The organism is Microbacterium sp. UBA1612 (assembly GCF_002321605.1).
GTDB classification, from domain to species: Bacteria; Actinomycetota; Actinomycetes; order Actinomycetales; family Microbacteriaceae; genus Microbacterium; species Microbacterium luteum.
Genome location: NZ_DCMW01000034.1, coordinates 1 through 20,081 on the forward strand (window position 1 = coordinate 1; position 20,081 = coordinate 20,081).

Consider the following 20,081-nt stretch of genomic DNA (forward strand, 5'->3'; position numbering starts at 1 on the left):
CGGGAGCGACAGCGGCCGTCGCTTCGATGTACGCGTCGACGACGTCTTCGGATGCCGTTTCGAACGCCAGCGAGCGGGGGAGGGCGGCGATGTCACCGGCGTCGGCGACGCGCTGGATGTGTGCGGCGATCTCGGCGTCCGCGGGGCTGACGATCTGCGACCCCTCGTCTTCGCCGCCGAGATAGACCTTGTATCCGTTGTCGTTCGGCGGGTTGTGGCTGGCGGTGACCATCACCCCGGCCGCAGCGCCCAGGTGGCGCACGGCGAAGGCGAGAACCGGTGTCGGCAGCAACCGCGGGAGCAGCACGGCCCGTAGGCCTGCACCCGCGAAGATCTCCACGGAGTCGCGCGCGAAGACGTCGGAGTTGCGACGCCCGTCGTACCCGACGACCACGAGCGGAGCGTCGGGCCGGAGCGGTGCCGGCTCGGCGACGTCGTCGGCCGCGGCATCCACACCCGCCCGCTCGGCCAGATAGGCGGCGAGCCCCGCGGCCGCCTGGGCGACGAGCACGCGGTTCATGCGGTTCGTGCCCGCGCCGAGCTCGCCGCGCAGGCCCGCCGTGCCGAACGCGAGCCGCGTCGCGAACCGGTCGTGCAGCGCATCGAGCGCATCCGCGTCGCCCACCTCGGCGCCCTCGAGCAGTGCGCGCAGCTCCGCCCGGGTGTCGGGGTCGGGGTCCTGGGCGAGCCACGCGCGGGCGCGCTCGAGCAGATCTTCGTGTGCGGTGCTGTCCATGGCGGCCTCCTCGTCGCTGGGAACAGAGCTCTCGTTCGGCGTCACAGGGCCGCCACGACCCGCGCCAGCAGGTCGCTGATGACCGGCTCGGCCTCGCGGCCGGCTTCGATGACCTCGGCATGGCTGAGCGGGGTGGTCTGGATGCCGGCGGCCATGTTCGTGATCAGCGAGAATCCGAGGATCTCCATGCCGGCCTGGCGTGCCGCGATGGCTTCGAGGGCGGTGGACATGCCCACGATGTGCCCGCCGATGGCCTTCGCCATCTGCACCTCTGCCGGCGTCTCGTACTGCGGGCCGCGGAATTGGCAGTAGACGCCCTCGTCGAGGGTCGGGTCGATGCTGCGGGCGACGTCGCGGAGCCGGGTGGAGTACAGGTCGGTGAGGTCGATGAACGTCGCCCCCTCGAGCGGGGAGGCGCCGGTGAGGTTGATGTGATCGCTGATCAGCACCGGCTGCCCGGGCTTCCAGGTGTGACGGATGCCGCCCGCGCCGTTGGTGAGCACCATGGTCTTCGCGCCGGTCGCCGCGGCGGTGCGCACGCTGTGGACGACGCGCCGCACGCCGTGGCCCTCGTAGAAGTGGGTGCGGGCGCCGATGACCAGCACGCGGCGCCCGTCGGCGGTGAGGATGCTGCGGAGGGTGCCGACGTGTCCTTCCAGAGCGGGCTTGCTGAATCCGGTGACCTCGGGCGCGGGGATGGTCGCGGTGGTCTCGCCGATGAGGTCGGCGGCTTTGCCCCACCCGCTGCCGAGGGTGAGGGCGATGTCGTGCGAGTCGACACCGGTGAGCCGAGCGATGTCGGCGGCGGCCGCCGCGGCGACCTCGAACGGGTCGGTGTCCGGGTCGTCGAGAGGATTCAGGGGCTCATCGTGCATGCCCCCACTCTAGGAACGTGCCCACGGTCCCGCCAGGAACCGGCGTTCGTGGCGCGTCCTCGGGACTGGAACAATGGGTGGCATGTCGTTGAGCTTCGAGCAGACCCAGAGCGTCGCGATCATCGGCGGCGGCCCCGGCGGGTATGAGGCGGCGCTGTCCGCTGCCCAGCTCGGCGCCGACGTCACCCTCGTGGAACGGGCCGGTGTCGGCGGGTCGGCGGTGATCACCGATGTCGTCCCGTCGAAGTCGCTGATCGCGACCGCGGATGCGGCGGTGGCGATCTCCGAGGCCGGTGATCTGGGCGTGCAGCTGTTCGCCAAGGGCGCCGACGGCAAGCCGCTCAAGCCCGAGATCGCGATCAACCTCGCGGCGGTCAACCGGCGCCTCCTCTCTCTCGCCCGTCAGCAGTCCGACGACATGCGTGCGCAGCTCGCCGAGGCGGGCGTGCGCATCATCAACGGTCACGGTCGCCTCGAGGGCGATTCCGCTGTGGTCGTCTCGACGGGCCCCGGCGGCACCGACTTCGACCGCGTCGAGGCGGACACGCTCGTCGTGTCGGTGGGAGCGTCGCCGCGCGAACTGCCCACCGCCCGCCCCGACGGCGCGCGCATCCTCACCTGGACGCAGCTGTACGACATGAAGGAGCTGCCCGAGCACCTGATCGTCGTCGGCTCCGGCGTGACCGGCGCCGAGTTCGCCTCGGCCTACATGAACCTGGGGTCGAAGGTCACGCTCGTGTCGTCCCGCGATCAGGTGCTTCCCGGTGAGGATGAGGATGCGGCGGCCGTGCTCGAGAAGGTCTTCAAGCGCGGCGGGATGACCGTGCTGTCGAAGACCCGTGCCGAGAAGGTCGAGAACACCGGCGACGGCGTGCGCGTGACCGTCTCGGGCGGGCAGGTCGTCGAGGGAAGCCACTGCCTGCTCGCGGTCGGATCCATCCCGAACACGAAGGACATCGGTCTCGAGGGCGCGGGGGTGCAGATGACCTCGTCCGGCCACATCCGCGTGAACCGCGTCGCCCGCACCTCGGTGCCCAACATCTACGCCGCCGGCGACTGCACGACGTTCGTGCCGCTCGCATCCGTCGCCTCGATGCAGGGGCGGCAGGCCGTCTTCCACGCGCTCGGCGACGTCGTGATCCCGCTGGAGCAGCGGCGCATCACGGCGAACATCTTCACCGCCCCCGAGATCGCCACGGTCGGCTACTCGGAGCAGGACATCGAGAACGGCGTCATGCGCGGCGTGGTGCACAAGCTGCCGCTCGCGGCGAACCCGCGCGCGAAGATGCAGGGCATCAAGGACGGCTTCGTGAAGATCATCGCCCGACAGGGGAGCGGCACGGTGATCGGCGGTGTGATCGTCGCGCCGAAGGCATCGGAGCTGATCTATCCGCTGGCGATCGCGGTGGAGCGGCGCCTGACCGTCGACCAGGTCTCGCGGGTGTTCGCGGTGTATCCGTCGCTGTCGACGAGCATCACGGATGCGACCCGTGCGATGCACATCGTCGACCGCAGCGAAGACGAGGACTGACCCTCCCCGCGAGTCCCGACCTCCGGTCGTTGAGCGAGCGAAGCGAGACGAAACGCGCTCCCCGCCTCCCCGGCCCCGGTCGTTGAGCGAGCGGAGCGAGACGAAACGTAGCCACGCTTCAACGTCGGAGATTCGGCCCGACGTCGGAGGATATCGGCGGATTCATCCGACATCGGCGTGATTCTCCGACGTCCAGGGTGGTCAGGCCACGTCGGTGGCGATAGGCTCCGGGCGTCGGAGGGGGACCGCGTGATCGACGCCGCGCTGCTGCAGCTTCCGGAGGGGGCGCACGATGTCACGGTCGTGCGCGAGATCGACGGACTGAGCTACATCGATCCGGATGATCCGGCGATGCCGTCGTACCGGGTCATCGCGAACAATCGCCAGCCGGTCGCGCTGCGCGACATGATGATCCTTCCCGTCCGCACGGGGTACATCGGCGCGGACCGGCTGAAGCCCGACCCGGCGCTCATCCCGCCCACCGGTGAGCAGGCGGTGACCGACGTCGACGAGACGACCGTCTATCTGCCGGTGCGCGACGGTCACGTCAGCGCGCAGGTGTACCGGCCGCAGGCGGCGGTTCCGGATGCGGTCCTGCCGGTGATCCTGTACGCGCACGGTGGCGGGTTCACCGTCGGCTCCGACTTCGACACGGCGTACATCACCCGCCGGCTGGCGCGGGACAACACGGCGGTCGTCGTCTCGACGAACTATCGGATGGCGCCGGAGCATCCGTACCCGACGCCGCTCGACGATGTCGCCGACGTCTACGCGTGGCTCGTCCGCGAAGCCGGACGAGTGGGCGGCGACCCCGCGCGCGTGGTCGTGGCCGGAGATTCCGCGGGGTCGAACTTCGCCGCCGCGCTTCCGCTGTACGCCGGCGCGCACGACCTGCCCGCCCCGGCCGCGGTCATCATGCTCGGTGCGTTCGCCGACTTCACGCAGGAGCGCTGGCCCTCGTTCCAGGCGCAGGCGCCGCGGGGCATCGTCTACGACAGCGCGTTCTTCGCGTTCATCCGGAGCGCCTACCTGCCGACGACGGCGTGGACGGATCCGCTGGCGAGCCCGATCTACGGCGACCTGCACGGCTATCCGCCGCTGTTCCTGGCCACCGGAACGCACGACCCGATCATCGATTCCGCCCGCGCTTTCGCGTCGCTCGTCGCAGACGCGGGGTCACCGGTCGATGGATACTGGCCCGAGGGCATGCCGCACGGCTTCTATTTCTTCCCCGGGGTGCATCCCGAGGGCGATGTCGCGTTCGAGCGCTGCGCCGCGTTCCTCGCGGCCCACCTGTAGCGCGTCAGGCGATGGTCATCAGCTGATGACCGGCGGAGACGGTGGTGCCGGGGTCGGCGTTGACCGAGCCGATGACGCCGTCCTTGTGGGCCTGGATGGGCTGCTCCATCTTCATCGCCTCGAGCACGACGATCAGGTCGCCCTTGACGACCTCCTGGCCCTCGGCGACGGCGACCTTGACGATGGTCGCCTGCATGGGCGCCTTCACCGCGTCGCCGCTGGCGCCTCCGCCGGAGACGGTCGCGGCGTGCGAGCGGCGCGAGGGCGGGGCGACGGCCGGGCGGCCCGTCTGCGGGGCGGATGACACGACCCGGTCGGGCAGGCTCACCTCGAGGCGCTTGCCGCCCACCTCCACGACGACGGTGTGGCGCCCTTCGTCGGGCTTCGGAGCATCCGGTTCGCCGTCCCACGCGGGGATGTCGTTGACGAACTCGGTCTCGATCCACCGGGTGAACACGCCGAACTCGCCGTCCTCGGCGGTGAAGGCGGGGTCGCTCACGACCTTGCGGTGGAAGGGCAGCACCGTGGGCATGCCCGCGACCTCGAACTCCTCGAGCGCGCGGCGGGAGCGCTCGAGTGCCTCGGCGCGGTCGCGGCCGCTCACGATGATCTTGCCCAGCAGCGAATCGAACGCACCCGAGACGGCGTCGCCGGCAGTCACGCCGGAGTCGAGCCGGATGCCGGGACCGCCGAAGGTCTTGAAGACGTGGATGGGACCGGGCTGCGGCAGGAAGTTGCGGCCCGGGTCTTCGCCGTTGATGCGGAACTCGATCGCGTGACCGACCGGCTGCGGGTCGTCGTATCCGATCTGCTCGCCCTCGGCGATGCGGAACTGCTCCCGCACCAGGTCGATGCCGGTGACCTCTTCGGAGACCGGATGCTCCACCTGCAGGCGCGTGTTCACCTCGAGGAACGAGATGGTGCCGTCGGCACCGATGAGGAACTCGCACGTGCCGGCGCCGAGGTATCCCACCTCGCGCAGGATCTTCTTCGACGCGTCGTAGAAGATGCGGTTCTGCTCCTCGGTGAGGAACGGCGCCGGAGCCTCTTCGACGAGCTTCTGGTGGCGGCGCTGCAGGGAGCAGTCGCGCGTGGAGACGACCACGACGTTGCCGGCGGAGTCGGCGAGACACTGGGTCTCGACGTGGCGCGGCTTGTCGAGGTACTTCTCCACGAAGCACTCGCCGCGGCCGAACGCGGCGATGGCCTCGCGCGTCGCGGATTCGAACAGCTCCGCCACCTCGTCGAACTCGCGCGCGACCTTCAGGCCGCGCCCGCCGCCGCCGTACGCGGCCTTGATGGCGATCGGCAGCCCGTGCTCGCGGGCGAAGTCGATCACCTGCTCGGCACCGTCGACGGGGCCGGGGGTTCCGGGCGCGAGGGGAGCGCCGACCTTCTCGGCGACGTGGCGGGCGGTGACCTTGTCGCCGAGGGCCTCGATGGCCTCCGGTGACGGGCCGATCCAGGTGAGGCCCGCCCCGATGACGGCGCGGGCGAAGTCGGCGTTCTCGGCGAGGAAGCCGTAGCCGGGGTGCACCGCGTCGGCGCCGGAGCGTCGTGCGACGGAGAGGATCTTGTCGATGGAGAGATAGGTCTCCGCGCTGGTGGATCCGTCGAGGGCGTACGCCTCGTCGGCGAGGCGCGCGTGCAGGGCGTCGCGATCCTGGTCGGCGTAGACGGCGACGGACGACTTTCCGGCGTCGCGCGCGGCGCGGATGACACGGACGGCGATCTCGCCGCGGTTCGCGATGAGGACCTTGGCGATACGAGGCATGGATTTCAGCCTACCGACGGCCTCCGCGGTGGTTTTGACCGGTTCGTACAAATCCCACGAAGAAACGTGGTCTTCCTCGTACAACGTTCGTCGGGCATCCGTCGCGCCAGGATGCCCTCGCGTCTCTATGCGGCCGGGGCCCAGAGGTCGGGCCACGCCACGTCGAGCTCGCGCACGAGGTGTCGGAGGGTCGACAGCGACATCCCCACCACCGTCGAGGGGTCGCCCTCCACGCGCGTGATGAACGGCGCGCCGAGGCTGTCGACCGTGAACGCGCCGGCGACCAGCAGCGGCTCCCCGGTCGCGACGTAGGCGTCGATCTCGGCGTCGGTGACGTCGTCGGCGAAGGTGACGGATGCCTCGGCGACGGCGTGGGCCTCCCGCGGCGCGATTCCGGGCGCGAGCCGGAACACCGCGTGACCGGAGTGCAGCACACCGGTGCGTCCGCGCATCCCGCGCCACCTCGCGGTGGCGTTCTCGGGCGTGTAGGGCTTGCCGAGGATCTCGCCGTCGAGCTCGAACATGGAGTCGCCGCCGATGACGATGCCGTCGAAGTCGGGCTGCTCGGCGGTGAGCCGGGCGGCGACGTCGGCCGCTTTGCGGCGCGCGAGGAGGAGCACGTGCTCGTCGGGGGAGAGGGTGCGATCCTCGCCCGCCTCCACGGCGGCGATGACGGCCTCCTCGTCGACGTCGGGCGCCGCCGTCTCCGGAGAGATGCCCGCTTGGCGGAGCAGCATGAGGCGGGCGGGCGAGGTCGAGGCGAGGCACACGCGCATGCCACGACGATAGCTGTGACAGGCTCGAGGCATGGACGTCGGCAGCATCCTCGACCTCGACATCACCGGCGTCGCGCACGGCGGCGTGTTCGTCTCCCGCCACGAGGGCCGCGTGGTGTTCGTGCCCGACGCCATCCCGGGAGAGCGCATCAGAGCGCGCCTGACCGAGACGTCGAAGAAGTCCTTCTGGCGCGCCGAGGCGCTCGAGGTCCTGGATGCGGCGCCGTCCCGCCGGCCGCACGTGTGGGCGCCGGCCGACATCGAGGTGCCGCCCGACGAGCGCCCCGGCGGCGCCGACTTCGGCCACATCGAGCTGGATGCGCAGCGCGCGCTCAAGCTCGACGTCGTGCGCGACGCGCTCGCGCGCATCGGCCGCCTCGACATCCCGGCGACGATGTCCGCGGCCGCGCCGCTCCACGACGATGCCGGCGCGGTGCTCGCCGAGGAGACGCCCGACGGCACCGGATGGCGCACGCGCGTGAGCCTGCACGTCGGCGACGACGGACGGGTCGGGCCCTACGCACAGCGCAGCCATCGCATCGTTCACGTCGACTCGCTGCCGCTGGTGACGCCGGCACTCGAGCGCGCCCTCGAGGGCGTCCGGTCCGCACAGCCGGGCCGCATCGACCTCGTCCAGCCCGCCGACGGCCGGGTGCGCGTCGTGCCGCGACCGGCCGGACAGCGCTCCGACGCGGCGCGCGAGGTGATCCTGGAGCAGGCGGCAGGGCGATCGTTCCGGGTGGATGCGGGCGGCTTCTGGCAGGTGCATCGCCTCGCCGCCCACACCCTCACCGAGGTCGTCTCGCAGCGCCTTCGCGAGGTCGCCGGCGACGAACCGGCCGTGGACCCCGACGGGTGGCACCTCGACCTCTATGGCGGCGTGGGGCTCTTCGCCGCGACCCTGGGCGGCTTGGGGGGAGAGGGCGCCCGCATCACGTCGGTGGAATCGGACGAACGGGCGACCGAGCACGCCGGTCGGAACCTCGCCGACTGGGTGGGAGCCCGGCCCGAGACGGCCAGGGTGGACCGGTGGGTGTCGGCACTGCGCGCATCCGCGACCGAGCGTGAGCGCCAGCGCCTGGCCCGAGGCGTGGTGCTGCTGGATCCGCCGCGATCGGGGGCCGGACGCCAGGTCGCCGAAGACGTCGCGGCGCTCGGACCGCGCACGATCGTGTACGTCGCCTGCGATCCCGTCGCCCTCGCCCGTGACCTCGCGACCTTCCGCGAGACCGGGTACGTCACGGACCGTGTCGACGCGCTCGACCTGTTCCCGAACTCGCACCACGTCGAGGCCGTCGCTGTACTGCGACACGAGTGAGGGCGAGCGGCCGCCCCGACCCCGCGATGGAGCGTTCTCACAGGTAAGGTGATCGCATGACACGGGTGGCGCTCATCGACGATCACGAGTCGGTGCGGCTCGGTCTCGAGGCCGGCTGCGCGCGCGAGGGATCGGCGAGCGTGGTGTTCTCCGGCAGCACCGTCACCGATTACCTCTCGTGGCGGCAGGAACAGCAGGTCTCACCCGCCGACGTCGTGGTGCTCGACCTCACCCTCGGCGACGGGGCGACCGTGACCGAGAACGTCACGCGACTGGTCGCCGACGGCTCGAGCGTCATCATCCACAGCGTCGCGGATCGCCCGGCTTCCGTGCGCGAGGCGCTCGCCGCCGGGGCGGCCGGAATCGTCAGCAAGTCCTCCCGCATCGACGATGTGCTCCACGCGGTCTCCAGCGTCGCGCAGGGCGAGCCTCTCAACAACGTCGAGTGGGCGAGCGCCGTCGAGGGCGATCGCGCCTTCGCCGACGCTCAGCTCTCGGCCCGCGAGCGCGACGTGCTGCGCCTGTATGCGGCGGGTCTGCCGCTGAAGGTCGTCGCCGAACGGCTCGGGGTCGCCTACTCGACGGCCAAGGAGAACATCACCCGAGTTCGCATGAAGTACGTCGACGTCGGACGCCCCGCGCCGACGAAGATCGACCTGCTCCACCGCGCCGTCGAAGACGGGCTGCTCGACCGCCACGCCGACCGCGAGACCTCGCCGTGACCTCACCTCGCCTCCGCACCGACACCCCTGTCGCCGTCGACGAAGCCTGGGGACAGCTCCCGCGCCTGCGGGGGACCGATCCCGATCTGGGGTCGTTCACGCGCCACCGCATCGAGCGGGTGCTGCAGATCGCCATCGCGCTCGGCTCGGTCTTCCTGGGTCTGCAGGGATTCGTCACCGCCATCGGGACCCTCGCCACGGGCACCGTCGCGCAGAACGCCCTCGTCGTCGTCACCTTCGGCAGCCTCGTCGCCATGCTCGTGGCGTGCGTGCTCGACCGAGCGGTGAGGATCACCGCCGGCGTGTTCATCGGCGTGTTCGCCGTGGTGCTCATCGCCTTCCCGATCGTCAACGTCGGTCTCTACACATCCCCGACCGAGCAGCCGTGGATCTGGTTCCTCATCAACGTCGCCACCGTGTCCAGCGTGCTGGTCTTCCCGCTGCCGGCGCAGATCGCCTGGACGATCCTCGCGCCCCTGATGTTCGGTGTCATCCGCCTCATCGGGGGAGCGTTCGACCCGTCGTTCTGGCTGTCGCTCGGGCTCGACGTGTCGTTCGCGCTCATCCTCGGCGGGGTGCTGCTCACCCTGGGGTGGCTGCTGCGATCGATCGCGACGAACGTCGACGAGACGCGTGCTCGTGCCGTCGACTCCTACGCGCGGGCCGCGGCCGCCGACGCGGCCGAAGACGAGCGCGTGGCCGTCGCGGCCCTCATGCACGACAGCGTGCTCGCCGCCCTCATCGCCGCGGAACGCGCCGACACCCCGCGTGAGCAGGCGCTCGCGGTGTCGATGGCGCGCGAGGCGCTGACGCGTCTGGCCAACACCGACCGTGACGCGAGCGAGGGCAGCGACGCCGCGCGCACGCCCGACAGCATCGCCGATGAGATCGAGGCCGGTGCGCACGAGATGGGGGCGGATGTCACCGTGCGCCGTCGAGTCGCGACAGACGCCGGCGAGATGCCCGGCCGCGTTGCCCGCTCGATCGTGCTGGCCGCGACGCAGGCGATCTCCAATTCGCTCCAGCACGCCTCGGCGTCGGGCCTGGAGGTCGTGCTCGAGGCCTCGGGAGACCCCGCCGGGATCGTCGTGGAGATCCGGGACGAGGGGGCCGGTTTCGACGTCGGCGCCGTGCCGGATGACCGTCTCGGCATCCGCGCGTCGATCATCGCCCGCATGGCCGCTGTCAGCGGAAGCGGCGTGGTCAGCTCGGGTGCCGACGGCACCCGCGTGCGGCTCGAGTGGGCGGGGCTGGTGTCGGCGTGATGAGCGTGCGGAACATCCTCGTCGGCCTCGCGCTGGCCTTCACTGCGTACCTCGCCGCGCGCGGGCTGTGGTGGACCGAGCCGGTGCCGCTGCCGTGGCTGCTCGTGGTCGCGCTGTTCGTCTATCTCGGCACGACGTGGCTGGTGGTGCTGTGGGAGCCGCGCCGGGCCGAGACCGTGGGAACCGAGCCGATCCCCGAGGTCGACGGCGATGGCGTGGACGAGGCGCTGAGCGCTGCCCGACGCACCGGTCGCCTTCCCGCGTGGGCGGCCGGCCTCGCGCTCGGGGCCGCGATCGTGGTGCCGAACGCGCTGTCGGTCGCCGTCGGTCCGGATCACGTCACCGCTCCGTACGCCACGTGGTACCTCGGCGGGATCGGCGCCCTGATGGTCGTCGTCATGGTCCGCCGACGCCCGTGGGTCGCGTGGCTCGGCATCATCGCGCTCGGCGTGACGGCCTCGGTGTGGATGGGGCCGATGACGGCGCTCGGCCTCGGACTCGTCGGCTCGGTGGTGTGGGTCGCCGTGGCGCAGACGCTCGTGCTGTCCCTGGACCGCGCGGCGCGCGACACGGCGCAGCTGACCACGCTGCAGCGGGCGGCATCCGGCGTGGAGGCATCGCAGAGCGTGCGGCAGCGCGAGCGTCGCACGAAGGTGCAGCGCGCACTCGCGATCGCGGGCCCGGTGCTGATGCGCGTGGTCGCCGAACGCGGTCGTCTTACCGAGGACGAACGCCTCGGCGCCCGCATCGCCGAGGGCAGCCTCCGTGACGAGCTGCGGGGACCGCGCCTCCTCGACGACGACGTTCGGGCCGAGCTCGAACGACTCCGGCGCCGCGGATCGACCGTGACGGTGCTCGATGAGGGAGGCCTCGACCGCGTCGATGAGGTGACGCTGTCGGTCATCCGCGGCCAGCTCGCCGAGACCCTGCGGGAGGCGACGTCGGAGCGCCTGTACGTGCGCACCTCGCCGCACGAGAGCGTGGCCGTGACGGTCGTCGGCCGTTCCGGCGCCGGCGCCGCGCTCTCCGACGAAGACGCCGTGGACCTCTGGCGCGAGATCGCCCACCCCCGCCGCTGACTCCACCGCGCGCCACGGACGCCCACCGCTGACCCCTACCGCGCCGCGACCACCGCGCGGCGGCCGAACCGGTCGCGTCTGTGCCCGCGCCGCCGTGAACAACGCAGGAGATATCCGCGTCGCGGGAGCCTGGGGGCCCGGATCTAGGGCAGCCGCGCCCGAATCTCCTGTGTTGTTGACCGGCGGTCGGCGATGCGCGTCACGCGGGTGGTCGTCACGGCGGACCGGCGCGACGCCAGACCAACGTCGGAGCCGCCGCGGCGCGGTGTGAACAACGCAGGAGATATGCGCGTCGCGGGAGCCTAGGGGCCCGGATCTGGGGTAACCGCGCCCGAATCTCCTGTGTTGTCGACCGGTGGCGGTGCGGCCGCGCGCGGCGGTGCCGCACGGGCCGAGACGCCGCGGACAGAGAAGAGGCGGGGAGCGGCGTTTCCGCCAGCTCCCCGCCTGGGCGGACGATTACCCGAAAACCGTCCGCAGGGGCCGACCCGACGAGTCCGCGAAGCGGAGGTGGGCCAGCCGAACGCCGCAGCGTTCCAGCTCCTCCAGTATGCGACGCGCGCAACACGCCGTCTGTAGGTATTTCGGGGGACACGCCGGCGGGCGCCGTGCCCACCCCACACGAACGGCCGGAGCCGTCAGCAGCCGTGCTGCCAGCCGCCCTGGCGCCACCCGAGGTCGCGGCGCAGCGGCGGGCGCAGGCCGCGCTGCGTCAGTTCCCACGCGGACCGCTGCGGCGTCGGGTCGGCCGTGGCGTCTTCGACCTCGGTGCGGTACGCCTCTGACAGCACGGCGATGAGGGCGGCGAGTTCGTCGTCGGTCGGGTTGCCGCGGCGCACGTCGATCATGACGCGGGGCTCGGCGTCGCTGTCGGTCACAGCGGGATGTTCCCGTGCTTCTTCGGCGGCAGGCTCGCGCGCTTGCCGCGCAGCGCGCGAAGCGCCTTCGCGATCGACACGCGCGTCTGCGCGGGCTCGATGATCCCGTCGAGCTCGCCGCGCTCGGCGGCGAGGAAGGGCGACGCGACGTTGTAGGTGTACTCGGTGGCGAGCTTGGTGCGCACCGCGGCGACGTCTTCGCCCGCTTCGGCCGCGCGTTTGATCTCACCGCGGTAGAGGATGTTCACCGCGCCCTGGCCGCCCATCACGGCGATCTCCGCGGTCGGCCAAGCGAGGTTGACGTCGGCGCCCAGCTGCTTGGATCCCATCACGATGTAGGCGCCGCCGTAGGCCTTGCGGAGGATCACGGTCACCAGCGGCACGGTCGCCTCGGCGTAGGCGTAGAGGAGCTTCGCGCCGCGACGGATGACGCCGGTCCACTCCTGGTCTGTGCCGGGGAGGTATCCGGGCACGTCGACGAGCGTGACGATCGGGATCGAGAACGCGTCGCAGAACCGCACGAAGCGGCTGGCCTTCTCGCCGGCGTCGATGTTGAGGGTGCCGGCCATCTGCGACGGCTGATTGGCGATGATGCCCACCGAGCGGCCCTCGATGCGTCCGAACCCGATGACGATGTTCGGCGCGAACAGCGGCTGCACTTCGAGGAACTCGCCGTGATCGAGGAGTCCTTCGATGACGGTGTGGATGTCGTAGGGCTGGTTGGGGGAGTCGGGGATGACGGCGTTGAGTGCGCGGTCGGCGTCGGTCGTCTCGAACTCGAACTCCGTCTCGTAGACCGGCAGCTCCGCCATGTTGTTGTCGGGGAGGTAGCCGAGCATGGTGCGCACGTAGTCGATCGCGTCGTCCTCGTCGTCGGCGAGATAGTGCGCGACGCCGGAGCGGGTGTTGTGCGTGTGCGCGCCCCCGAGCTCCTCCATGCCCACGTCTTCGCCGGTGACGGTCTTGATCACGTCGGGGCCGGTGACGAACATCTGGCTGGTCTTGTCGACCATCACGACGAAGTCGGTGAGGGCGGGGGAGTAGACGGCGCCGCCGGCGGCCGGCCCCATGATGATCGAGATCTGCGGGATGACGCCCGACGCGCGGGTGTTGAGGCGGAAGATCTCGCCGTACTTGCCGAGCGCGACCACGCCCTCCTGGATGCGGGCGCCGCCGGAGTCGAGGACGCCGATGATCGGGATGCCGCTGCGCAGCGCGAGCTCCATGACCTTGATGATCTTCTCGCCGGCCACCTCGCCGAGCGATCCGCCGAAGGTCGAGAAGTCCTGCGCGTAGACAGCGACGGCGCGCCCGTGGATCGTGCCGGTGCCGGTGACGACCGAGTCACCGTAAGGGCGGGCGCGGTCCATCCCGAAAGCGGTGGTGCGGTGTCGCACGTACTCGTCGATCTCCACGAACGAGCCGGTGTCGAGGAGCAGTTCGATGCGTTCGCGAGCGGTGAGCTTGCCCTTGGCGTGCTGCTTGTCGTGGGCGGTCTTCTCCGCGTCGACGACCGCCTCCTGATACCGCGCGCGCAGGTCGGCGATCTTTCCGGCGGTGGTCGAGAGGTCGATGTCGTCGGTCACGGATTCCACCCTATCGGCGCGGGCCTGCGATCCCTTGGAGGGTCTGCACAACCGATCCGCGCTGCCTTGGTGCGGGTCCACACCGCGGATGCGGGACCGTAGCGGATGCGCCGTGCCGCCGGAACGGCGCGGCGCCGACCGGAGCCACGGCGTACCGTGGGCGACATGACGATCCCCGCCGCCGGATACCCTCGTGCCGCCGCCCGCAGCCCTCGCGTGCAGCTGACGGAGTCGACCGACTCCACCAACGCGGACGTGATCGAGGGGGTGCGTGATGCGCCGGGCCTGTGGCCGCACCTGTCGGTGCTGGTGACGACCGACCAGCGGGCGGGTCGTGGCCGCCTCGACCGCTCCTGGGTCGCCCCGCCCGGAACCGCGCTGGCCGTTTCCACCCTCGTGCGGGTGCCCGATCTTCCGGTGTCGGCACGTGGATGGATCCCGCTCGCGGCCGGCGCCGCGCTCGTGCGGGCGGTGCGCGGGCAGCTGGGCTCGTCGGGGCACGAGGCGGCGCTGAAGTGGCCGAACGACGTGCTGCTCGACGGGGCGAAGCTGTGCGGCATCCTCGCCGAGGTCGTGCCGAGTCATCCCGACTGCGTCGTGATCGGCACCGGCATCAATACGCGCATGTCGCAGGCCGAGCTGCCTGTCGAGACCGCGACGTCGTTCCTGGCCGCCGGTATCGACGTCGACGACGATCGCCTCATCGCCGACTATCTCGACGCCCTGGACCGCTACCTCGCTGACCTCGCCGCCACGGGCGGTGACGCAGCGGTCGCCGGCCTCCACGCCGACGTGGCGAAGAACTGTGCAACCATCGGCAAGCGCGTGACGGTGTCGCTTCCGGACGGCACCTCGCTCGACGGCGAGGCGACCGGCATCGACGCCGACGGCCGGCTCGTCGTCGACTCCGGCGGCGACCCGATCGCGGTCTCGGCCGGCGACGTGGTGCACGTGCGCTGAGGCTGGGCGCGGCATCCGCTCGATGTCGGCCGCTCCCGGCATGATGGGGGCATGACACAGCCGATCGGAACGGGCGCGCGGCCGCTCCTTCCTGCGCCCGGGGCACCGACCCCGGAGCTGCGCATCGCGCGGGTGCGTCCGCACGCGCGACGGCTGTTCTGGTCGGTGCTGGTCCTGCTGGCGGTCGCCGGCGCGGTCGGCTTCTTCTACGGCAACCTTCCCGCGCCGTTCGAGAACTGGATGCTGCTGACGGCCGCGGCGGTTGTGGTGTTCCTTCTCGTGCTGCTGCCCTTCCTCGCCTGGTGGTCGCACACCTACGTGATCACCACGCGCCGGGTGATCGAGCGGTACGGCGTCTTCGTGCGACGCCGTCGCGAGCTCAGCCACGTGCGCGGCTACTCCATCGGTGTGCGTCGTGGCATCCTGCAGCGGCTGTGGGGAGCGGGAACCCTCACGCTGTCGAACGGCGTCGATGAGCCGCTGCGGCTGCGGAACATCCCGAACGTCGCCCTCGTGCACGAGGCGCTCGTCGACCAGGTCGAGGTCAATCAGATCCTCGCCCACCGCGATGCGCAGTCCATGACGCCGACGAGCGGGGCATTCGCCGCTCCGCCGGCGCCTCCGGCTCCGGTGTGATCCGTCGCCGCATGCCTCGATGGCGGCGGTGAGACAGAATGGAGCGGTCGGAAGGAGCGGGATGACCCTGCGTGTCGGTGTGGTCGGTGGCGGACAGTTGGCGCGGATGATGATCGCGCCCGCGGTGGAGCTGGGGATCGAGCTGCAGGTGCTCGCCGAGTCCGAGGGGATGGCGGCGAAGCTCGCCGCGACCGCGGTCGGGGACTACTGCGACGCCGAGACCGTGCTGGCCTTCGCCCGCGAGGTCGATGTGATCACCTTCGACCACGAGCACGTGCCGCAGGACGTTCTCGGTGCTCTGGTCGATGCCGGCGTGGCCGTGCGTCCGGGTCCGCACGCTCTGCGATTCGCGCAGGACAAGATCGAGATGCGCACGCGGCTGGCCGAGCTCGGCATGCCGCAGCCCGAGTGGGCGGCGGTGACCGGCCGTGACGAGCTGCAGGAGTTCCTCGACGCCCATGGCGGCCGCGCCGTCGTGAAGACGCCGCGCGGCGGGTACGACGGCAAGGGCGTGCGCGTCGTGTCGGCCGCCGCCGAAGCGGATGACTGGTTCGCGGCGCTCGCCGAAGACGCCCACGGCGGAGCGCTCCTGGTCGAGGAGCTCGTGGACTTCTCACGCGAGCTCGCGCAGCAGGTGGCGCGTCGGCCGTCGGGACAGGTGCGCGCGTATCCGGTGGTCGAGACGGTGCAGAAAGACGGCGTGTGCGCCGAGGTCGTCGCGCCGGCGCCGCATCAGGACGCGCGCCTGCAGGAAGTGACCGCGCGGATCGGCGTCGGGATCGCGGAGGGGCTGGATGTCACCGGCATGCTCGCCGTCGAGCTGTTCGAGACCGTCGACGAGCGGGTGCTCGTGAACGAGCTCGCGATGCGTCCGCACAACAGCGGCCACTGGACGCAGGACGGCGCGATCACGAGTCAGTTCGAGCAGCACCTGCGCGCGGTGCTCGACCTGCCGCTCGGTGATGCGGATGCGGTGGCGGACTGGTCGGTGATGATCAACATCCTCGGTGGGCCGGTGTCGGACTCCCTCGACGCGCGCTTCGCCGCGGCGATGGAGGCGCATCCGGTCGCGAAGATCCACACGTACGGCAAGGCGCCGCGTCCGGGCCGCAAGGTGGGTCACGTGAACGTCGCGGGCGCCGATCTCGACGACGTCGCCTACCAGGCTCGCGCCGCCGCCGCCTTCTTCCAGGACTGACGTCGTTCCTCTCCCGAAACGCCCCCGTGCCGTTGCGGGGTTCTTCCAGCCGCCGCGCCTAGCCTGGACGGGTGACCCGACCGCTGCATTCTTCCGACGCGCCCTTGGTCGGCGTGGTGATGGGTTCCGATTCGGACTGGCGCGTGATGAGCGACGCCTCGCAGGCGCTCACCGACTTCGGCGTGCCGCACGAGGTCGAGGTCGTCTCGGCCCACCGCACGCCCGACAAGCTGCTGCGCTACGGCCGCGAGGCGCGGGCGCGCGGCCTGAAGGCGATCATCGCCGGCGCCGGTGGTGCCGCGCACCTGCCGGGCATGCTCGCCTCGCTCACCTCGCTTCCCGTGATCGGCGTGCCGGTGCAGCTGGCGACGCTCGACGGCATGGATTCGCTGCTCAGCATCGTGCAGATGCCCGCGGGCATTCCGGTGGCGACTGTGTCCATCAACGGCGCGAAGAACGCCGGAATCCTCGCCGCCCGCATGCTCGGTTCCTCGGATGCCGCTCTCGGCGACCGCGTCGAGGCGTATGCCCGTGATCTCGAGGCGCAGGTCGAGGAGAAGAGCCGGCGGCTCAAGGACGCCCTGTGAGCGTCGCGGCGCCGCACCGGCCGGTCACCTCGTCCCGGTCGCGCACGATCGAGGAGCGGCCGCTGCGCTACCCCGACGTGTCCTCCGGCTCGGTCATGAGCCGACGCGGCTGGTGGTTGGTGGGCCTGAACTTCCTGCTTCCCGGTTCCGCCCAGGTGCTCGCCGGCAGCAGGCGGCTGGGGCGCATCGGGCTGGCCGCGACCATCCTCATGTGGATGCTCGTGGTCGCGGGCGTGCTCATCGCCCTGTTCGCGCAGGGTCTGCTCATCTCGCTCGGCACGAACTGGTTCGTGCTGCTGCTCGCGCAGGGCGTCCTCATCGCGTACGCCGCGCTGTGGGTCGTCCTCACGATCGACACGCTGCGTCTGGTGCGGCTGGTGAAGACCGCCGGTATTGCTCGTGTCGGCATCCCGGCGCTCGCGATCGCGCTGGTGATCGCCGCGAGCGGCGGTGCCGCCTACGCGGCGCAGTCGGTCGGTGCGGCCCGCACCGCGCTCGGCGCGATCTTCGGTGCGAGCGGACCGCCGGTGGAGCCTTCCGACGGGTACTACAACATCCTGCTTCTCGGCGCTGACAGTGGCGAGGGTCGCGACAGCATGCGCTTTGACTCGATCTCGGTGGTGTCGGTGAACGCCGAGACCGGCGCGACGACCATCACCGGCATCCCGCGCGACATGCCCAACTTCCCCTTCTCGGAGGGGCCGATGCAGGAGAAGTACCCGAACGGTCACGAGGGGTTCGCCGACCCGACGTGCGGGTGGGGGAGCGGCGTCAACCAGCTGCGCACCGAGGTCGAGGTGTGTCAGGACGGCACAGCGCTGTATCCCGACGCGTACGACAACGGCTCGTCGCCCGGTGTCGAGGCGACGAAGGATGCCGCCGAGGGGATCCTCGGCATCGAGATCCCGTACTACGTCTTCGTCGACATGAAGGGCTTCGCCGACCTCGTCGACGCGCTCGGCGGGGTGACGATCACCGTCGACGAGCGGCTGCCCGAGGGCGGCGGTCCGACGTACGACGGACAGCCGGCCGAGGAGTGGGCGACCGGGTGGATCGAGGTCGGCGAACAGCACATGGACGGCGACACCGCGCAGTGGTACGCCCGTTCGCGATACACCACCAGCGACTTCGACCGCATGGAGCGTCAGCGCGAGCTACAGCAGGCGATGCTCGACCAGTTCACGCCGCAGACCGTGCTCACCCGGTTCCAGGATCTGGCGGCGGCCGGGGCCGATCTGGTCGAGACCGACATCCCGAACTCGATGCTCCCGTACCTGGTCGACCTTGCGGCCAAGGCGAAGGATCAGCCGGTCACGACAATCGAGCTGACGCCGGAGGGCGGCATCGACGAGTACGACCCCGACTACGACTACATCCGCGAACTCGTGCAGCAGACGCTGCACCCTCCGACGCCCACGCCGGAGCCCGAGTCGTGACCGCCGTGCTGCGGGTGATGCTCGATCAGCTCGTCGCCCCCACCGACAACGACCTGAAGGTCGCTTCCGGGGAGCTCGTGCGTGCCCTCATCGCCCACGCGCCGCAGGGGTGCGAGGTGGAGGGGATCGCACCCGCGGCCGGGGGTGACGGCATCGCAGCGCTGTCCATCCCGGGCATGGCGGGAGTGCGTCGCACGTCTTTGCCCCGCCGCGAGCTCGCCGGTGCGCTGCAGCTCGGTGTCGCGACCGGCATCGGTGGCGGGATGATTCACGCCCCGAGTCTGTTCGCGCCGCTGGTCAAGCACGACCGCGTGCACAACAACGATCAGACGAGCGTGACCGTGTGGGATCTTCGCCCGTGGGACGCACCCGACGAGCTCTCCCGATCCAGCGTCGCGTGGCACAAGGCGATGCTCAAGCGCGCCGTCAAGCACGCCGACGCCGTGGTCGTGCCCACGCACGCGATGGCGCGTCGGCTGGGGGAGATCGCCCGGCTCGGGGATCGCATCCGGGTGATCTCGGGTGCCGCTCCCGAGGGCTTCCGCGTGCCGACGGATGAGATCGGACGTCGGCGCGAGCTCGACCTCCCCGAGGGATACGTGGTGCTCGCCGGTACGTCAGCGGAATCGGATGCGCTCGCCGCCGGGTTCGGCGCGGTCGCCCGCAGCGGCCACGACGTGCCCGTCGTCGTGATGGATGCCGGCGAAGGCGAAGAGCCGGCGATCGCCGAGATCGCAGCGGCCGCCGGGGTTCCCGCGCGACTCGTGCACGTGCGCGGCGCGCTCGCCGACGCCGACCGCGGCGCGGTGTTCGGTGCCGCCGTCGCGTACGTGGCGCCCTCGATGCGCGCGGTGTTCCCCTGGCGGACCGTCGAGGCGATGGCCCTCGGGGTTCCCGTCATCGCGGCGGATTCGGATGTCTTGCGCGAGGTCGTCGTCGACGGCGGCACGTTGGTGCCGACATCCGGCGTGGATGCGGCTGACGCCCTGGGCGCGGCGCTCGCGGACGCGCTCGGATCGACGTCCGCTGCTGAGCGTCTGGCGGTCATGGCCGCCGATCGCGGCCGCGTCTTCTCGTGGCTCGAAGCTGCAGACAAGATCTGGGCCTTGCACGCCGAACTCTAGTAACAATTGTGTTCAGGTGTAACTTTCGCCACACTAGTCACAGAATCCCCTGTGAATAAGGAGTCGGGTAGATGAGGCGATTGATTGCGCCGACCCTCGCTGTGATCGCCATGCTCGCCGGCGTCCTCGTCGCCCCCGCCGCGTCAGCGGTGGAGCAGACGTCGGTCGCCGATACTTCGACCGCGCTGGACGTCGAGGCGGCCCTCGACGCGGAGACCGCGATCGGCGACTCCATCCAGACCGCCGATCTGTCGAAGTTCCAGGCCGGCAACATCATCAGCGACGCCGTCTTCTTCGACAA

The 20,081-nt window shown here is 71.0% G+C and carries 18 protein-coding genes and 1 pseudogene; 12 read left to right on the forward strand and 7 right to left on the reverse strand.

Features of this window, described 5'->3' with window-relative positions:
* Window positions 1-736 (reverse strand): annotated as a pseudogene (locus tag B3S45_RS12125) (phospho-sugar mutase); the annotation flags it as partial.
* A 41-nt stretch (window positions 737-777) separates the two neighbouring features.
* On the reverse strand, window positions 778-1,611 hold the full coding sequence (locus tag B3S45_RS12130) for a purine-nucleoside phosphorylase (RefSeq protein WP_286720881.1): 834 nt from the start codon (window positions 1,609-1,611) through the stop codon (window positions 778-780).
* An 82-nt stretch (window positions 1,612-1,693) separates the two neighbouring features.
* On the opposite strand from B3S45_RS12130, the gene B3S45_RS12135 reads away from it, so the two are divergent.
* Together B3S45_RS12135 and B3S45_RS12140 are read left to right on the forward strand one after the other, a co-directional pair.
* Entirely contained in the window at window positions 1,694-3,142 is a 1,449-nt protein-coding gene (locus B3S45_RS12135; RefSeq protein ID WP_194383548.1) for an NAD(P)H-quinone dehydrogenase, read from the forward strand.
* 249 nt (window positions 3,143-3,391) lie between these two features.
* Window positions 3,392-4,441 (forward strand): alpha/beta hydrolase, encoded by a 1,050-nt coding sequence (locus B3S45_RS12140; RefSeq protein ID WP_286720883.1) that lies wholly within the window; start codon window positions 3,392-3,394, stop codon window positions 4,439-4,441.
* Window positions 4,442-4,445: 4 nt separating this feature from the next.
* Here B3S45_RS12140 and B3S45_RS12145 read toward each other — a convergent pair whose 3' ends face one another.
* On the reverse strand, window positions 4,446-6,215 hold the full coding sequence (locus tag B3S45_RS12145) for a biotin carboxylase N-terminal domain-containing protein (protein ID WP_286720885.1): 1,770 nt from the start codon (window positions 6,213-6,215) through the stop codon (window positions 4,446-4,448).
* A 125-nt stretch (window positions 6,216-6,340) separates the two neighbouring features.
* Entirely contained in the window at window positions 6,341-6,991 is a 651-nt protein-coding gene (locus B3S45_RS12150) for a Maf family protein (protein ID WP_286720887.1), read from the reverse strand.
* Window positions 6,992-7,022: 31 nt separating this feature from the next.
* Here B3S45_RS12150 and B3S45_RS12155 point away from each other — a divergent pair, with 31 nt between their 5' ends.
* The 4 genes from B3S45_RS12155 to B3S45_RS12170 are packed head-to-tail and all read left to right on the forward strand — an operon-like array spanning window position 7,023 to window position 11,375.
* Complete coding sequence (locus tag B3S45_RS12155) at window positions 7,023-8,309, forward strand: class I SAM-dependent RNA methyltransferase (RefSeq protein WP_286720889.1); 1,287 nt, start codon at window positions 7,023-7,025, stop codon at window positions 8,307-8,309.
* A gap of 56 nt (window positions 8,310-8,365) precedes the next feature.
* Window positions 8,366-9,031, forward strand: a complete 666-nt coding sequence (locus B3S45_RS12160; RefSeq protein WP_194383543.1) for a response regulator transcription factor — start codon at window positions 8,366-8,368, stop codon at window positions 9,029-9,031.
* Window positions 9,028-10,296, forward strand: a complete 1,269-nt coding sequence (locus B3S45_RS12165; RefSeq protein WP_194383542.1) for an ATP-binding protein — start codon at window positions 9,028-9,030, stop codon at window positions 10,294-10,296. The genes B3S45_RS12160 and B3S45_RS12165 overlap by 4 nt, the downstream gene beginning before the upstream one ends.
* Window positions 10,296-11,375 (forward strand): hypothetical protein, encoded by a 1,080-nt coding sequence (locus B3S45_RS12170; protein ID WP_286720892.1) that lies wholly within the window; start codon window positions 10,296-10,298, stop codon window positions 11,373-11,375. The genes B3S45_RS12165 and B3S45_RS12170 overlap by 1 nt, the downstream gene beginning before the upstream one ends.
* A 638-nt stretch (window positions 11,376-12,013) precedes the next feature.
* Here the strand turns inward: B3S45_RS12170 and B3S45_RS12175 are convergent.
* Together B3S45_RS12175 and B3S45_RS12180 are read right to left on the reverse strand one after the other, a co-directional pair.
* On the reverse strand, window positions 12,014-12,253 hold the full coding sequence (locus B3S45_RS12175) for an acyl-CoA carboxylase subunit epsilon (protein ID WP_286720894.1): 240 nt from the start codon (window positions 12,251-12,253) through the stop codon (window positions 12,014-12,016).
* Window positions 12,250-13,839 (reverse strand): acyl-CoA carboxylase subunit beta, encoded by a 1,590-nt coding sequence (locus tag B3S45_RS12180; RefSeq protein WP_286720895.1) that lies wholly within the window; start codon window positions 13,837-13,839, stop codon window positions 12,250-12,252. Before B3S45_RS12180 ends, B3S45_RS12175 begins: the two co-directional genes overlap by 4 nt.
* A 165-nt stretch (window positions 13,840-14,004) precedes the next feature.
* Between B3S45_RS12180 and B3S45_RS12185 the strand changes: the two genes are divergently transcribed.
* The 6 genes from B3S45_RS12185 to B3S45_RS12210 all read left to right on the forward strand — a co-directional run bounded on the left by B3S45_RS12185 (window position 14,005) and on the right by B3S45_RS12210 (window position 19,780).
* A complete protein-coding gene (locus tag B3S45_RS12185; protein WP_286720896.1) occupies window positions 14,005-14,799 on the forward strand; it encodes a biotin--[acetyl-CoA-carboxylase] ligase in 795 nt (264 codons plus the stop codon).
* 51 nt (window positions 14,800-14,850) lie between these two features.
* Window positions 14,851-15,435, forward strand: coding sequence for a PH domain-containing protein (locus B3S45_RS12190; protein WP_286720898.1), 585 nt, complete (start codon window positions 14,851-14,853; stop codon window positions 15,433-15,435).
* Between the two features lie 61 nt (window positions 15,436-15,496).
* Window positions 15,497-16,633, forward strand: a complete 1,137-nt coding sequence (locus B3S45_RS12195; protein WP_286720900.1) for a 5-(carboxyamino)imidazole ribonucleotide synthase — start codon at window positions 15,497-15,499, stop codon at window positions 16,631-16,633.
* Between the two features lie 119 nt (window positions 16,634-16,752).
* Window positions 16,753-17,220 carry a 5-(carboxyamino)imidazole ribonucleotide mutase gene (gene purE / locus B3S45_RS12200; RefSeq protein ID WP_286721070.1) on the forward strand — a complete coding sequence of 156 codons (468 nt, stop codon included), beginning with the start codon at window positions 16,753-16,755 and terminating at the stop codon, window positions 17,218-17,220.
* Window positions 17,217-18,656, forward strand: coding sequence for an LCP family protein (locus B3S45_RS12205; RefSeq protein ID WP_286720901.1), 1,440 nt, complete (start codon window positions 17,217-17,219; stop codon window positions 18,654-18,656). The genes purE and B3S45_RS12205 overlap by 4 nt, the downstream gene beginning before the upstream one ends.
* A complete protein-coding gene (locus B3S45_RS12210) occupies window positions 18,653-19,780 on the forward strand; it encodes a glycosyltransferase (RefSeq protein WP_286720902.1) in 1,128 nt (375 codons plus the stop codon). Before B3S45_RS12205 ends, B3S45_RS12210 begins: the two co-directional genes overlap by 4 nt.
* Window positions 19,781-19,817: 37 nt before the next feature.
* Here the strand turns inward: B3S45_RS12210 and B3S45_RS12215 are convergent, their stop codons facing one another.
* The gene (locus tag B3S45_RS12215; RefSeq protein WP_286720903.1) at window positions 19,818-20,081 is read right to left on the reverse strand and encodes a hypothetical protein; all 264 of its coding nucleotides are present in this window, start codon (window positions 20,079-20,081) and stop codon (window positions 19,818-19,820) included.